Annotated in this window: 15 protein-coding genes; 11 read left to right on the plus strand and 4 right to left on the minus strand. The window is 67.9% G+C overall.

Annotated elements, in window-relative coordinates:
* Positions 1-67 precede the first annotated feature (67 nt).
* The 4 genes from CAL25_RS09785 to CAL25_RS09800 all read left to right on the plus strand — a co-directional run bounded on the left by CAL25_RS09785 (position 68) and on the right by CAL25_RS09800 (position 4,207).
* A complete protein-coding gene (locus CAL25_RS09785; RefSeq protein ID WP_212590889.1) occupies positions 68-2,020 on the plus strand; it encodes a PAS domain-containing sensor histidine kinase in 1,953 nt (650 codons plus the stop codon).
* Entirely contained in the window at positions 2,017-2,676 is a 660-nt protein-coding gene (locus CAL25_RS09790) for a response regulator transcription factor (protein WP_094799777.1), read from the plus strand. Before CAL25_RS09785 ends, CAL25_RS09790 begins: the two co-directional genes overlap by 4 nt.
* 115 nt (positions 2,677-2,791) lie before the next feature.
* Positions 2,792-3,157, plus strand: a complete 366-nt coding sequence (locus CAL25_RS09795; RefSeq protein WP_094799778.1) for a response regulator transcription factor — start codon at positions 2,792-2,794, stop codon at positions 3,155-3,157.
* 213 nt (positions 3,158-3,370) lie between these two features.
* The gene (locus CAL25_RS09800) at positions 3,371-4,207 is read left to right on the plus strand and encodes an alpha/beta fold hydrolase (RefSeq protein WP_094799779.1); all 837 of its coding nucleotides are present in this window, start codon (positions 3,371-3,373) and stop codon (positions 4,205-4,207) included.
* 99 nt (positions 4,208-4,306) lie between these two features.
* Here CAL25_RS09800 and CAL25_RS09805 read toward each other — a convergent pair whose 3' ends face one another.
* Positions 4,307-5,251 (minus strand): SDR family oxidoreductase, encoded by a 945-nt coding sequence (locus CAL25_RS09805; protein WP_249279013.1) that lies wholly within the window; start codon positions 5,249-5,251, stop codon positions 4,307-4,309.
* Between the two features lie 73 nt (positions 5,252-5,324).
* Positions 5,325-6,656 (minus strand): NTP/NDP exchange transporter, encoded by a 1,332-nt coding sequence (locus tag CAL25_RS09810; RefSeq protein WP_094799780.1) that lies wholly within the window; start codon positions 6,654-6,656, stop codon positions 5,325-5,327.
* A 186-nt stretch (positions 6,657-6,842) separates the two neighbouring features.
* On the opposite strand from CAL25_RS09810, the gene CAL25_RS09815 reads away from it, so the two are divergent.
* Both CAL25_RS09815 and CAL25_RS09820 read left to right on the plus strand, forming a co-directional pair.
* The gene (locus CAL25_RS09815; protein WP_094799781.1) at positions 6,843-7,265 is read left to right on the plus strand and encodes a winged helix-turn-helix transcriptional regulator; all 423 of its coding nucleotides are present in this window, start codon (positions 6,843-6,845) and stop codon (positions 7,263-7,265) included.
* A gap of 84 nt (positions 7,266-7,349) precedes the next feature.
* A complete protein-coding gene (locus CAL25_RS09820) occupies positions 7,350-7,784 on the plus strand; it encodes a hypothetical protein (protein ID WP_094799782.1) in 435 nt (144 codons plus the stop codon).
* 31 nt (positions 7,785-7,815) lie between these two features.
* Here CAL25_RS09820 and CAL25_RS09825 read toward each other — a convergent pair whose 3' ends face one another.
* Both CAL25_RS09825 and CAL25_RS09830 read right to left on the minus strand, forming a co-directional pair.
* The gene (locus tag CAL25_RS09825) at positions 7,816-8,463 is read right to left on the minus strand and encodes a PIN domain-containing protein (protein WP_094799783.1); all 648 of its coding nucleotides are present in this window, start codon (positions 8,461-8,463) and stop codon (positions 7,816-7,818) included.
* Positions 8,463-9,098, minus strand: coding sequence for a helix-turn-helix domain-containing protein (locus tag CAL25_RS09830; protein WP_094799784.1), 636 nt, complete (start codon positions 9,096-9,098; stop codon positions 8,463-8,465). Before CAL25_RS09830 ends, CAL25_RS09825 begins: the two co-directional genes overlap by 1 nt.
* Positions 9,099-9,407: 309 nt before the next feature.
* Between CAL25_RS09830 and CAL25_RS09835 the strand changes: the two genes are divergently transcribed.
* Genes CAL25_RS09835 through ssuC form a run of 5 tightly spaced genes read left to right on the plus strand, consistent with a single transcriptional unit; the run spans position 9,408 to position 13,782 of the window.
* Positions 9,408-10,184 (plus strand): MetQ/NlpA family ABC transporter substrate-binding protein, encoded by a 777-nt coding sequence (locus CAL25_RS09835; protein ID WP_094800210.1) that lies wholly within the window; start codon positions 9,408-9,410, stop codon positions 10,182-10,184.
* A gap of 21 nt (positions 10,185-10,205) precedes the next feature.
* On the plus strand, positions 10,206-10,787 hold the full coding sequence (gene ssuE, locus CAL25_RS09840; protein ID WP_094799785.1) for an NADPH-dependent FMN reductase: 582 nt from the start codon (positions 10,206-10,208) through the stop codon (positions 10,785-10,787).
* Positions 10,788-10,822: 35 nt separating this feature from the next.
* Complete coding sequence (locus tag CAL25_RS09845; protein ID WP_094799786.1) at positions 10,823-11,797, plus strand: sulfonate ABC transporter substrate-binding protein; 975 nt, start codon at positions 10,823-10,825, stop codon at positions 11,795-11,797.
* A gap of 14 nt (positions 11,798-11,811) precedes the next feature.
* Positions 11,812-12,984 carry an FMNH2-dependent alkanesulfonate monooxygenase gene (gene ssuD, locus CAL25_RS09850; RefSeq protein WP_094799787.1) on the plus strand — a complete coding sequence of 391 codons (1,173 nt, stop codon included), beginning with the start codon at positions 11,812-11,814 and terminating at the stop codon, positions 12,982-12,984.
* A 12-nt stretch (positions 12,985-12,996) separates the two neighbouring features.
* Positions 12,997-13,782 (plus strand): aliphatic sulfonate ABC transporter permease SsuC, encoded by a 786-nt coding sequence (gene ssuC, locus CAL25_RS09855; RefSeq protein ID WP_094799788.1) that lies wholly within the window; start codon positions 12,997-12,999, stop codon positions 13,780-13,782.
* Positions 13,783-13,809 lie beyond the last annotated feature (27 nt).

Below are 13,809 nucleotides of genomic sequence, written 5' to 3' on the forward strand. Positions count from 1 at the left end.
GCCCGGCGATGTCTGATAATGAGCGCGCCCGGGCCGCCACGGCGGCCCGCCTCCTGGAGGTGCCTTCTTGTCCACGCCGCCTGTGCGGGCATCGCGCCCGACACCGATCCCTGGTGCGTTTGCCGCCGACCCCGTCGAAGCCGGCGCGTCTCCCGCCGTCTGGCGCGTGGGTGCCGGCCTGCTGGCGCTGGGCATCTTCCTCGTCGACACCTTCACGACCGTCGAAGGGGCGGTGGCGGTGCTGTACGTGCTGGTGGTGCTGATGGCGGCGCGCACCGCGCGCGGCCGCGACATCTGGCTTGCCGCGCTGGGCACGCTGCTCCTGACCCTGGTGGCCTACATCGACTCGCACGGATTGCGCCATGTCGGCGCGCCCACCGTGCGCGCCTTCGTGAGTCTGGCCGCCATCGCGATCGCGGGCGTGCTGGCGTTGCAGAACCAGCGCGCGACCCGTCGCCTCGCGGCCCAGGCGCGCCTGCTCGACCTGTCGCACGACATGATCTTCGTGCGGGATCGCCAGGGCGTGATCACGTTCTGGAACCGCACGGCCGAAGACATCTATGGCTGGCCGGCCCGTGAAGCCATCGGCCGCGTGGCCGATGAATTGCTCCAGACCCGCTATGCGGAGCAGCGCGCGGCCATCGAGGTCGAGCTGATGCGGACCGGCCGCTGGGATGGCACCCTGCGGCAGGTCACGCGTGCGGGGGCGACGCTGTCGCTCTCGAGCCGCTGGGTCGTGCAGTACGGCCCCGAAGGGCGGCCGCTCGCGGTCATGGAGACGCACACCGACGTGACGGACCGCGAGGCGGCGCACGCGGCGGTGGTGGCCAGCGAGCGCCGCTATCGGCGCATGTTCGATGCCAGCCGCATCGGCGTGGTCCAGGAAGACTGGTCCGCCGTGCCGGCCGAGCTGGCGCGTCTCGCGCCCGACGCCGATGGGCTCGCGCGCCACTTCGCCAGTCATCCCGAAGACGTGCGGCGCATCCGCTGCTGCGTGCGCATCGATGACGTGAATCCGGCGTTCGAGGCCATGACCGGGCGTCTCGAGCGCAACGCGCCGCACAGCGTGGACGACGTGCTGAGCCCGGGCGATCGCAGCTTCGCCGACGCGCTCGTCGCCTTCGCGCGCGGCGAGCCGTTCCACGAGGGCGAGACCGACATGATCCGCGCCGACGGCACGCTGGTGCCGGTGCTGTTCACCATCACCTATCCCGCGGCCGACGATCCCGAAGGCTGCGTGCTGGTCTTCGTGGTGGACAACACCGACCGCAAGCAGGCCCACGACGCATTGCTGCAGGCCCAGGCCGAGATCGCGCACGCCGCGCGCGTGGCGACGCTCGGCGAGCTGACGGCGTCGATCGCGCACGAGGTCAACCAGCCGCTGATGGCAGTGGCCACCAGCAGCGACGCCGGCATGCGCTGGCTCAGGCGGGATCCGCCCGACCTGCACGAGGTCGAGACGGCGCTGGCCCGCATCGGGGCGGAGGCGCGCCGCGCCTCCGAGATCGTCAAGCGGGTGCAGGCCTTTCTGCGCAAGGCGCCGGTGCAGCACGATGCGCTCGCGCCGGCCGCCATCATCGAAGAGGCCGCCCGCCTGGTGGCGCACGAGCTCTCGCGCGAGCGGGTGGAGCTGCGGCTGGACATCGCGGCCGGCCTGCCGGAGATCCTCGGCGATCGCATCCAGCTGCAGCAGGTCCTGGTGAACCTGATGGTCAACGCGTGTCAGGCGATGGCGGAGCAGCCGGGCCCGCGCGCCCTGTCGATCACCGCCTCACAGCAGGCGCCGGACCAGGTCGCCATTGTGCTGCGCGATACCGGCCCCGGCATCGCCGCCGCCGACCGCGAACGGCTGTTCGATCCTTTCTTCACGACCAAGCCCACCGGCATGGGAATGGGCCTGGCCATCTGCCGCACGACCATCCAGGCGCATGGCGGCACGCTCACGCTCGCCGACACCGACGGTCCGGGCGCCGTCTTTCATCTCACGCTGGCCGTGGCGCACGCTGGAGCTCACGCATGAATCGTCCTTTCTCTTCCGTGCCGCCGGGCCAGCCCGCGCCCGCCCGCGAGCCGCTCGTGATCATCGTCGACGACGAGGCGCCGGTGCGCGATTCGCTCGACAGCCTGTTCCGCTCGGTCGGGTTGCGCACGCAACTGCACGCCGCGCCGGCCGAGCTGCTGCAATCGAAAATGCCGGACACCCCGGGCTGCATCGTGCTGGACGTGCGTCTGCCGGGCATCAGCGGCCTCGATTTTCAGGCGCAGCTGGCTGCCCATGGCATGGACCTGCCGATCGTCTTCATGACCGGACATGGCGACATCCCCATGACGGTAAAGGCGATGAAGGCGGGGGCGGTGGATTTTCTGGCCAAGCCGTTCCGCGAGCAGGACATGCTGGACGCGGTCACTACCGCCATCGAGCGCGACACCGAGCGGCGCGCCGAATCGGCCGCGCTGCGCGGGCTGAAGGCCGCCTACGAGACACTCACGGCGCGCGAGCGCGAAGTCATGGGCCACGTGGTGTCGGGGCTCATGAACAAGCAGGTGGCGGGCTTGATCGGTCTGAGCGAGATCACCGTGAAGATCCATCGGGGCAACGTCATGCGCAAGATGGGTGTGCGGTCGCTGGCGGATCTGGTGCGGCAGGCCCACGCGCTGGGCATTTCGCCCCGCTGAGCCGGAACGCCGGCAAACCTCTGTATGATTTTCCTTATGGTCAATAAGGTTCATAACGGAGACTGCCGCGTTTCGATGCACGCTCGTGCTGACCGCGGCCCGAAGGATTTCGTATATGAATCACGTTCCCACGATAGCGATCGTCGATGACGACGATGGGGTCCGCACCTCGCTGTCCAGCCTGATCCGTTCGCTCGGCTATCGCGTTCGCGCCTATGCGTCGGCGCCCGCGTTTCTGGCCAGTCTCGACGAAGGCTATCCCGACTGTCTGGTGTCGGACATCCAGATGGCGCCCATGACAGGCGAAGCGTTGCAGGCGGCCCTGATCGCCGCCGATTGCCGCTTCCCGATGATCTTCATGACAGCGTTTTCCACCGAGGCCATCCGATCGCGCATGCTCGCCAGCGGCGCGCGCGCCTGGCTCGAAAAGCCGGTCGACGGCGACATCATGGCGCGCTGTCTGGCCGACGCGCTCGACTGAATCACGACGCCGGCCCGGGTTACATGTGCTTGCCGAAGCCCCGTTTTCTTTTCGCGGTGTTTCATCGTCGCGTGCATGACACGCCATCGCCGCGCTGCTATACATACGTTGGTATGGCGCTCCGACCCCACGGTAGGATTTCGCGACGGCGCCGGTTTCCCTAATCTTGTCTTGCGGTCCACTTCCACTCACACCCCCCGGAGCAACCAGACCATGAGCACGATCACCACGAAAGACGGCGTCGAGATTTTCTTCAAAGATTGGGGCCCCAAGTCGGCCCAGCCCATTGTGTTTCACCACGGTTGGCCGCTGTCCAGCGACGACTGGGACGCCCAGATGCTGTTCTTCGTGAACAAGGGTTTTCGTGTCGTGGCGCACGACCGCCGCGGCCACGGCCGCTCGGCGCAGGTGAGCGATGGCCATGACATGGACCACTACGCCGCCGACGCGGCCGCCGTGGCCGAGCATCTGGACCTGCGCAATGCCGTGCACATCGGTCACTCGACCGGTGGCGGCGAAGTGGCGCGCTACGTGGCCCGGCATGGCCAACCGCAGGGCCGCGTGGCCAAGGCGGTGCTGGTGAGCGCGGTGCCCCCGCTCATGCTCAAGACCGACAGCAACCCCAACGGCACGCCGCTGGAGGTGTTCGACGGCTTCCGCGCCGCGCTGGCCGCCAATCGTGCGGATTTCTTCCACGAAGTGGCCGCCGGCCCGTTCTACGGCTTCAACCGTCCGGGCGCCAAGGTCATCGAACCGGTGATTCAGAACTGGTGGCGTCAGGGCATGAACGGCAGCGCCAAGGCGCACTACGAAGGCATCAAGGCCTTCTCCGAGACCGACCAGACCGAAGACCTCAAGGCCATCGAAGTGCCCACGCTGGTGATGCATGGCGACGACGACCAGGTCGTGCCCATCGATGCCGCGTCGCGTCTGGCCGTCAAGCTGCTGAAGAACGGCACGCTCAAGGTTTACGAGGGCTATTCGCACGGCATGCTCACCATCAACGCCGACGTGCTCAACGCCGACCTGCTGGCCTTCATCAAGGGCTGAAGCGGATTCTCCTCGCGCGCGTGGCGGGCAGCCGGTTCCCGGTGCCCCCACGTGACGCCGGCATGAACGAGGGCGCCTCATCGAGGCGCCCTCGTTGCGTTAGCGCGGCACGGCCGCGTTGATCCGGGCGAAGGCTTCGGCGTGGCGATTCTCGCGTTCGGCGTAGCGCTGGAAGTGGGCACGCTGCACCACGATCTCGTCGGGCACGGGCTGCTGCTGGAACAGCGCCATGACTTCGTCCATGAAGGCGTTCAGCGGCAGAAAGCCCTCACGCACCGACTGACCCGGCGTGAGTTCGGTCTGCACGCCCGGCGGGATCAGCTCGATCACCCGCACCTGGCCCTTTAGTTGCTGCCGCAACGATTGGGTGTAGGAGTGAACCGCAGCCTTGGTGGCGCTGTAGACGGCGGCATCCGCGCGCGGCACGAAGGCCAGGCCGGACGAGACGTTTACCAGCGCCGCGCCCGGACGCGTCTTCAGATGTTCGATCAGGGCGTTGTTCATGCGGATCGGGCCGAGCAGATTGGTGGTGATCTGCGCCTGCGCGTCGCGCAGGTCGTGCTGGCTGCCCACGTCCTCGTAGCGCATGATGCCGGCGTTGTTGATCAGGACATTGAGCGCCGGATGCTCCGCCACGACGCGCCGTGCAAACGCGTCGATCGCCTGCGGATCATCGAGGTCGAGCGTGAGCGCTACCATCCGGTCGCGATCGCCGATGGTCTCGCGCAGCGGTTCGAGCCGTCGTCCCGTGATGATGACCGTGTTGCCGAGGGCATGGAAGCGTTGCGCGAGCTCGCGGCCGATGCCGGAGCCACCGCCGGTGATGAGGATGGTGTTGCCGGTGGGGCGCAGCGCCGTGCCCTCGGAGGGGGCGGACGAGGCGGCCGTGTCACGTGCCGGCGCCGCGCTGTGGGCCTCGGCGCCGAACAGGCTGGCGGCCAGCAAGGTGGCGGCCGCCAGCATGCCGCGCGGCATTGCGGCGAAGCGGGCGGTCCAGGTGTCGTGGGGCAGAGAGGGGGATGCAAGCGAGGGAGAGAAGGTCATGCGAGTCTCCAGGACGGGGGTAGGAAGGCGCCTCGACGTGCTCGCGGCGCCAGGGACACGAGTTGAGGGGCCTTCAGGCCGGCGTGCGGTCGGCTTCGAGCGCACGCTCGCGGCGGCCGAGAAACACCCCGCAGCAGCCCCAGGCCAGCGCCAGCAGCGCGCCGACCACCATCGCCACGGCGGGGCTCTCGCTCAGAACGTCGATGGCGCGCTTGAGCCAGCCGCTCAGCGCGTCGCCGGCCCGATACACGACGGTGTCGATGAAACTCTTGGCCTTGTACTTTTGTTCGGCGGGCACGACCGTGTAGAGCATCTCGCGGCCCGGCCGCACCAGCGCGTACTCGCCCACGCGGCGCACCACCATCACGGCCACGAAGATCGCGAACAGCGGGGCGACGGCGAGCGCCAGCATGCCGAGCGCCATCACGAGCGGCACCGATACCAGCAGAACGCCGATCCCCATCCGCCGCGCCAGGCGCCCGGTGATCAGGGCCTGCACCAGCAGCGAGAGCGCCTGCACCACGGCGTCGATCGTGCCGAACACCTGGGTCTGGGTAGTGCGATCCGGGAAGTGCTCGGCCACCAGCCGGGCCTGTTCGAAATAGAGAAAGGTGTTGACGCTGGCGAGCAGCAGCACGAAGGCGGTGATGCCGAGCAGATACGGCGAGCGCAGCGTCAGGGTGGCGCCCGCGAACGGGTTGCCGCCCAGGGGCCGGCTGCGGCGCGCCGTCTCGGGCGCGGGCCTGCCGTCGGGCAGGGCCGGCAGGGGGTGGGCGTCGCGCCATCGATGCAGGGCCACCGCGCAGACCGCGCTGGCACCCAGCATCAGGGCCGACAGCAGCAGCAGGCCCGCGTGTCCGAGCGGGCCGACCAGCAGGGTGCCGAGCACCGGTCCGGCCAGTCCGCCCACGCTCGCACCCGCGGCGACCAGCGCGAACGTGCGCTTGGCCTGGTCGGCGGCGAGCACGTCGGCCAGCACGCTCCAGGCCAAGGAGATCGCGAGCAGGTTGAACACCGACAGCCAGATATAGAAGGCTCGCATGGTCCAGAGCGAATCGGGCGCGACGGTGAACAGCGCGGCAAAGCCCGCCAGCATCAGTGCGCAGGCGCCGTAGAGCCAGGGCAGCAAGGTGCGGCGCGACACCTTGCCCGCCAGCCAGCCGAACAGCGGCAGCACGGCCAGCGTCGCCACGAAGGTGGCCGAGAACAACCACTGCAGATTGTTGACGCCGGCGGCGACGCCCATGGTTTCGCGCACGGGGCGCAGCATGAAGTAGGCCGTGAACAGCAGGAAGAACATGGCCATGCCGGCCGCGACGGCAAAGCGTTCGGGCGGTTCGATCGCAAGGATGCGTTCGACGAGACGCGGGGCAGGGGAAGCGGACGACGATGAGGAGGAGGACATGAGCGAGACCCTCGACGAGGGGGAGTTGCACGATGGCCGCCAGCTTAGGGTTCTACACTCTCTAATGGGAAGTAGGCACCTTTAAGTACTATACTTACCTGAAAGAGAGTAAAGCGGCTCTCCCGGGCGTCGTGCCCGGAAGCGGCCAATGGTGGGCGGCAGTCGCCCAGCGATGGAGGCAGGAAAATGCCGATCGACAAGGCCCGGCACCTCGAGGTGCAACGCAAGCTGGCACAGGAGCACAAGCCGGATCCGCGCGTGCAGGCGCTCGTCAACGACGTGATCGCACGCGTCGCCGACAAGTGGACGATGATCATCCTCGAAGTGCTCGCCGAGCACGGCGCGCTGCGGTTCACGCAACTGGCGCGCCAAGTGAGCGGAATCAGCCAGAAGATGCTGACGCAGACGCTGCGCGACATGGAGCGCGAAGGTCTGGTGCTGCGCACGGTCTATCCGGTGGTGCCGCCCAAGGTCGAGTATCAGCTGACCGACCTCGGCCTCGGGCTCGGCGAAGCCTTCTGCGGCGTGTGGGTGTGGGCTCAGCAGAATCTGAACACCATCGAAGGCTCGCGCGCGGCCTTCGATGCACGGGCGCGGAAAGACGCCTGAGTCTGGCGCGTGCGCGGTGCACGGGCGGGTTATGCTCCAGTCACCCGATGCCCACGCATCGCCAACCGTTTCGGAGCATCGCCCATGAGCCAGGAATTCGTGCTGGTCAAAACGCTGTACCCGCCTAAGTCGCTCGCCACCCTGCAGGAAGATCTCGACGCCACCGTCGACGACTACGCCGACCTCGCGGAGGCCCTGTTCCCGTCGCTGGATTGGGACGAAACGGACGACGCCGACCAGACCGGCGGCGAGATCGACCTCGACGAAGACGACAGCGATACGCTGGCCGAAACCGCGCACATCGAGATGCCCGGTCTGTCGATCGAGGTGCGCGCCGATGAGGGCGCGCTGGTGCTCGCCGTGCAAGGCGAAGGCGAGGCCTTGCAGTCCCTCGCCCGCGGCGTGGCCCACGCGGCCGCCGCCCAGGGCTACGCCATGATCGACGTCGAACGCAACGTGCTGGTGGCGTCCGACACGCCCGACCTCACCTACACCGCGTGGCGCAAGCAGGCCGGCTGAAGGCGCGACCACCCAGACACCGTGGCGCGCGTCAATGCGCTGCGGTGTAGCCCCAGGCGTTAGCGAGTGCCTCTGCAAAGCGGCTGCATCTCGCGTTGTCGAGCACGGTAAGGAATGCGGCCTGGTCGAGCGGCGGCTTCCTGAATCGTTTGATCATGTCGTGCAGGATGGTAGCTGCGACAGGATGCGCATTGAGCACTGCAACGAGAAAAGTATCCGGCCGCAGACTGTGAACGGCGGTTCCCGCGAACGCACGGGGTGGAAGATCCTTGATGTTTTGAGTGACCAACGCGACTCGCTGCACACGGTTTCTTGACCTGCTCAGCCGTAACGCGCCCGCAGCGACGTGGCAATCCTTGGCGTCGATCATCCCCTCCTCGGTGAGCCTGCGCTCAACCCCGGGGCGATGTGAGACCAGTGCATCGGGAAAAGCATCAGCGAGGCTCAGTAACAGCGTGTCGGCGCGCGCAGCGCTGAGACCGAAACGCTTCTCGAGGTTGTGTCTAAGCTCTTCAAGAACCCGGGGTCCCCAATGGACGCGCATCAGCCCGGCATGAGCCAGGTCCAGGAAGACGGCACGCAGATGCGTAGGCAATAGAACATTCGCATCGAGGAACGCGACGGGCCGTTCATCAGGCATCAGCACATATGGCGACGGCCCGCGCCCCGACCGGGCCATCAGGGCTTCCGAATCCAGCGCCGAGCCGGCGTGGCGAGCGCTGCCTTGAGCTCGTCGGCATGTGTGTCGGCGGCGAGCTCCTCGATCCTGTGCAGTGCGTCGTTGCGTGAATCATGCATCTTGCGCGCCATTTTCTCGACTTCCGCTAAGGGAATCCGACGGTGATTGGCAGCCGTGCGCTGCACGCCTTTAAACGCCCCTTGGTCGACCAGCTTGATGACGTAGGGGCGGCTGACATTGAGGTAATCAGCGGCTTGCTGGGTCGACAGCATGCTCGGGCGGTTACCCGGCAGCGGGCGATCGGACAATGGCCGCAGCTCGAAGATCACCGCGCTGGTATCGTCGGGCGCCGTCAGGGCCTTGAGGCTGAAGCGCCGGTCTGTGCCGCCAGGCTGGCGCAGGCGCACGGTGCGTTCTCGAGTGGGCGCGCTGGCCTCGCCAAGCGCGCCGGGCGCCGGGGCGGCGCGCTTGTTCTTGGGGGTTGGGACATAGGCGGGCATCGGCGCTTCCATCAGGGCCAGAACCGCGGTTTCCAGGGAAACCACCGGCAGCGGCGCGTAGGCGTCGTGCGGCTCCTTCCCTTTGGCGGTGGCGGGAGACGTAGAACGGGGGGAGACAGATTTACGGGAGACCATGGATCAGAGCGTAGATACATTCCCGAAAAATCGCAATTATCGAAACTTCGAAATTGGCCGAGCGTGTTGGTTTGGAGGATCAGGGGCGGCTGAGCTGCCCACCATTCCCCCCTGATCCGTCCAGCCGCGGCGGCCTGGCCGCGGCGCTTCACGGTCCGCATATCGTCATGCGGATCAAGTATTTTTCGGCGTATCGGCTGCCTGACAGAATCGCTCCATTCTTCACTCAAGGAACGATTCATGCAGGTTCGACGCGGATTTCTGAAGCTGGCCCTGCGCCAGGCACTGGCCGGCACGGCGCTGCTGACGATGGCCGCGTTCGCGGGCCCGGCGGCACAGGCGGCGCAGACCAAGGATGGCAAGACGACCATCACGGTTGGCATCTCGGTAGGCTCGGCCGAAAAGATCTTCGATGTCGTGAAGCAGGTCGCCGCGCGCGACGGGCTCGAGATCGAGCTGATCAAGTTCAACGACTATCAGCTGCCCAACGCCGCGCTCAACAACGGTGACCTCGACGCCAACGCGTTTCAGCACAAACCGTTTCTCGACAACCAGATCAAGGCCCGTGGCTTCGACATCGTGCCGGTGGGCCTGACGGTCACCGCGCCGCTGGGCTTCTACTCGCGCAAGGTCAAGACGCTGGACGCGCTGCCCGAGGGCGCGACCGTCGGGATTCAGAACGATCCCTCGAACGGCAACCGCGCCTTGCTGCTGCTGCAGTCGTACAAGCTGATCACGCTCAAGCCCGAGGCCGTGCAAAAGAACACTGCGACGCCGCTCGATGTCGTGCAGAACCCGCGCAAGCTCAAGCTGGTGGCGCTCGATGCGGCGCAGTTGCCGCGTTCGCTCGACGACCTGACGGCGGCCTCGATCAACAACGATTACGCCGAACAGGCCGGTCTCGTGCCCGCCCGCGACGCCATCGGCCGCGAGGCGCCCGACGGCCCCTACGCCAATCTCATCGCCGTACGCCGCCAGGACCAGGAACAGCCCTGGGTCAAGAAGCTGGTGGCCGCGTATCAATCGCCCGAAGTGCGCACCTTCATCCAGAACGAGTTCAAGGGCTCGCTGGTGCCCGCATTCTGACGACAGGACGCCGACCGGACCATGACGATATTGACCTTGGCGGGCAGCCCGTCGCAACGCTCCCGCTCGTCGGCGCTCCTGCGCCATGCCTCACGCCGTCTCCAGGGCCTGGGATTCAAAACGCACGAACTCGGCCTGCATGACATTCCGGCCGAGGATCTGATCGAAGGGCGCTACGCCGGTGCCGCGGCCGCGTCGTTGCGGGCGCGGGTGCACGCGGCCAGCGCCGTGCTCATTGCCACGCCGGTCTACAAGGCCTCGTTCGCCGGCGGACTCAAGGCCGTGCTGGACCTGCTCGACGAGAAAGCGCTGATCGGCAAGGTGGTGCTGCCGATCGCCACGGGCGGCAGCCCGGCGCATCTGCTGGCGCTCGAGTACAGCCTCAAGCCCGTGTTGTCGGCGCTGGGCGCGCGACACATCCTGGCCGGCGTCTATGCCACCGACAAGGAAGTGACGTACGACGAAGACGGCCAGGCACGCATCGACGAGCTCGTGCGGCTGCGGCTCGACGAAGGGGTGGACCGGCTTGCCGAGCACGTGCGCCCGCATGCGCCGGCCGTCGACCTGGGCCAGCTGGCATTGCAGGCCCGCTTCAGCGTTTGAGCGGCAGGGGCCGCGTCATCACGGGAGAGTGGAATATGGAAGGGTACGTTCGAAAAGGGTCGCGGCTGGCGTGGCTGCGGCAGTGCGCCTTGATATTCAGCCTCGGGCTCACGGGCTCGGGCGCCGCGCAGGCGCAGGAAGCGCCGCGCGAGCTGCGCATCGGCTTCCAGAAGTACGGCACGCTCACCATCGTGAAGGCGCTGGGCACGCTGGACAAGCGTCTGGCGGAGCAGGGCATCAAGGTGCGGTGGACGGAGTTCCCGGCGGGTCCGCAGTTGCTCGAGGGGCTCAATGTCGGGGCGATCGACTTCGGCACCGTGGGCGAGGCGCCGCCGATCTTCGCGCAGGCCGCCGGCGCGGCGCTCGTGTACGTGGCCAACGAGCCCGCCGCGCCGACCAGCGAAGCGCTGCTCGTGCCGAAGGACTCGCCGATCCAGCGCGTGGCCGACCTCAAAGGCAAACGCGTGGCGCTCAACAAGGGCTCCAACGTGCATTACCTGCTGGTCAGGCTGCTCGAGCAGGCGGGCGTGGCCTATCGGGACGTCGATGTCGCCTATCTCACGCCCTCGGATGCGCGCGCGGCCTTCGAGCGGGGCTCGATCGACGCCTGGGTGATCTGGGATCCGTTCCAGGCGGCCGCCGAGCGGCAGCTGGGCGCGCGCGTGCTGGCCGACGGCACGGGCGTGGTGAAGAACTATCAATTCTTCCTGGCGGCGAAGCCGTTCCAGGAAAAGCATGGCGCGGTGATCGATGCGGTCATCGACGAAATCCGCAAGGGCGACGCCTGGGCGCGCGAGCACCAGACCGAAGCCGTGGCGTTGCTGGAGCCGGTGCTCGGACTGCCGCGTCCGGTGGTCGAGCTGGCCGCCAGTCGTCTCGCCTACGGCATCGTACCCATCACGCGCGAGGTGCTCGCCGAGCAGCAGCAGGTGGCCGACGCGTTCCATGCGCTCAAGCTCATTCCCAAACCCGTCACGGTGCTCGATGCGGCGCCCGCGACCCTGAAATAGGCGGTTGGCTCGATATGGATGTGTTCTGGTTCATTCCCACGCATGGCGACTCCCGGTATCTGGGTACCCGCACCGGCGCCCGCGAGGCCAGCTACGACTACTTCCGCCAGGTCGCGACGGCCGCCGACACGCTCGGCTACGATGGCGTGCTGCTGCCGACCGGCCGATCCTGCGAGGACGCCTGGGTGGTGGCATCGAGCCTGATCGGCGCCACGCGCCAGCTCAAGTTCCTGGTGGCGATCCGGCCCGGCGTGAGCTCGCCGCAGTCCGCCGCGCGCATGGCGGCCACGTTCGACCGCCTGTCCGGCGGCCGTCTGCTCGTGAATGTGGTGACCGGCGGCGACGCGGCCGAGCTCGAGGGCGACGGCATCTTCGCCAGCCATGACGAGCGTTATGCCATCACCGACGACTATCTGAAGATCTGGCGCGGTGTCCTGTCGGCGAGCCACGACGGCGTGGGCTACACGTATCAGGGCGACCAGCTCACCGCGCGCGACGGCAAGGTGCTGTATCCGCCCACGCAGCGCCCGTATCCGCCGCTGTACTTCGGCGGCTCGTCCGAAGCGGCGCACGACCTCGCGGCCGAACAGGTCGACGTGTACCTGACCTGGGGCGAACCTCCCGCCGCCGTGGCCGCCAAGATTGCCGACATCCGCGCGCGCGCCGCGCGCCATGGCCGCACGCTGCGCTTCGGCATCCGCCTGCATGTGATCGTGCGCGAGACCGAAGAGGCCGCCTGGGCCGCCGCCGATGCGCTGATCAGCCATCTGGACGACAGCACCGTGCAAGCCGCGCAGCAGGCCTTCGGCCGCATGGACTCCGAAGGTCAGCGCCGCATGGCCGCGCTGCACGGCGGCCGCCTCGACGACGGCAAGGGTGGACGCGCGCATCTCGAAGTGGCGCCCAATCTGTGGGCCGGCGTGGGCCTGGTGCGCGGGGGCGCCGGCACGGCGCTGGTGGGCGATCCGCGCACGGTCGCCGCGCGCATCCAGGAATACGCCGATCTGGGCATCGAGACCTTCATCTTCTCCGGCTATCCGCATCTGGAAGAGTCGTACCGTTTCGCCGAGCTCGTGTTTCCGCTCCTGCCCGGCAAGGGGCAGCGGGCGCAGGCGCAGGGCGTCCTGACGGGGCCCTTCGGCGAAGTCATGGGTACCGAAACCGTGCCGCGGCGCGCGGCGGGCTGAGGACACTCGGCCATGGCGCTCGCGATCCGGAATCCTCATTGGCGGCGTGCCGCCTTGCCCTGGCTGGTGCCGCTGGGCATCGTGCTGCTGTGGGAAGCGGCCGCGCGGCTGGGCTGGCTGTCGTCGCGCATCCTGCCCGCGCCTGGCGCGGTGCTGGAGGCCGCCTGGACACTCGCGCGCTCGGGCGAGCTGTGGGAGCACGTGCGGGTGAGCGCCTTGCGCGCACTGGTGGGGCTGGCGGTGGGCGCGGGGGCGGGCCTGGCGCTCGGCCTGCTCAACGGCCTGTCGCGCACCGCCGAAACGCTGCTCGACACCACGCTGCAGATGCTGCGCAACATTCCGGTGCTGGCGCTGATCCCGCTCGTGATCCTGTGGTTCGGCATCGACGAGATGGCCAAGCTGGTGCTGTTGGCGCTCGGCGTGTTCTTTCCGATGTACATCAACACGTTGCACGGCCTGCGTGCGGTCGACCCCGCGCTCATCGAGATGGGCCGCTCGTACGGGCTGCGCGGCTGGGCCCTGTTCCGGCAGGTGATCCTGCCCGGCGCATTGCCCTCCATGCTGGTGGGCCTGCGGTTCTCGCTCGGGCTGGTGTGGGTCATTCTGATCGTGACGGAGACGATCTCCGCGCGATCGGGCATCGGCTACATGACCATGAACGCCCGCGAGTTCCTGCAGACCGACATCGTGCTGCTGGGCATCGTGCTCTACGCCTTGCTGGGCAAGGGCGCGGATTTGGTGGCACGGGGCCTCGAGCGACGGCTGCTGCGCTGGAACCCCGCCTATCGGGCGGCCTGACGCCGCGCGCTCCGCGGCCCGACCTGT

Origin of the sequence: Bordetella genomosp. 5, from assembly GCF_002261315.1 — a bacterium.
Classification (GTDB): domain Bacteria; phylum Pseudomonadota; class Gammaproteobacteria; order Burkholderiales; family Burkholderiaceae_B; genus Bordetella.

Excerpts from the sequence above, each read along its gene's own strand:
- CAL25_RS09805 (WP_249279013.1), bottom strand. The coding sequence starts at position 5,251 with ATGACCTTCTCTCCCTCGCTTGCATCCCCCTCTCTGCCCCACGACACC.
- ssuD (WP_094799787.1), top strand. The coding sequence starts at position 11,812 with ATGGATGTGTTCTGGTTCATTCCCACGCATGGCGACTCCCGGTATCTG.
- CAL25_RS09830 (WP_094799784.1), bottom strand. The coding sequence starts at position 9,098 with ATGGTCTCCCGTAAATCTGTCTCCCCCCGTTCTACGTCTCCCGCCACC.
- CAL25_RS09795 (WP_094799778.1), top strand. The coding sequence starts at position 2,792 with ATGAATCACGTTCCCACGATAGCGATCGTCGATGACGACGATGGGGTC.
- CAL25_RS09800 (WP_094799779.1), top strand. The coding sequence starts at position 3,371 with ATGAGCACGATCACCACGAAAGACGGCGTCGAGATTTTCTTCAAAGAT.
- ssuC (WP_094799788.1), top strand. The coding sequence starts at position 12,997 with ATGGCGCTCGCGATCCGGAATCCTCATTGGCGGCGTGCCGCCTTGCCC.
- CAL25_RS09825 (WP_094799783.1), bottom strand. The coding sequence starts at position 8,463 with ATGGCCCGGTCGGGGCGCGGGCCGTCGCCATATGTGCTGATGCCTGAT.
- ssuE (WP_094799785.1), top strand. The coding sequence starts at position 10,206 with ATGACGATATTGACCTTGGCGGGCAGCCCGTCGCAACGCTCCCGCTCG.
- CAL25_RS09810 (WP_094799780.1), bottom strand. The coding sequence starts at position 6,656 with ATGTCCTCCTCCTCATCGTCGTCCGCTTCCCCTGCCCCGCGTCTCGTC.
- CAL25_RS09790 (WP_094799777.1), top strand. The coding sequence starts at position 2,017 with ATGAATCGTCCTTTCTCTTCCGTGCCGCCGGGCCAGCCCGCGCCCGCC.
- CAL25_RS09835 (WP_094800210.1), top strand. The coding sequence starts at position 9,408 with ATGGCCGCGTTCGCGGGCCCGGCGGCACAGGCGGCGCAGACCAAGGAT.
- CAL25_RS09815 (WP_094799781.1), top strand. The coding sequence starts at position 6,843 with ATGCCGATCGACAAGGCCCGGCACCTCGAGGTGCAACGCAAGCTGGCA.
- CAL25_RS09820 (WP_094799782.1), top strand. The coding sequence starts at position 7,350 with ATGAGCCAGGAATTCGTGCTGGTCAAAACGCTGTACCCGCCTAAGTCG.
- CAL25_RS09845 (WP_094799786.1), top strand. The coding sequence starts at position 10,823 with ATGGAAGGGTACGTTCGAAAAGGGTCGCGGCTGGCGTGGCTGCGGCAG.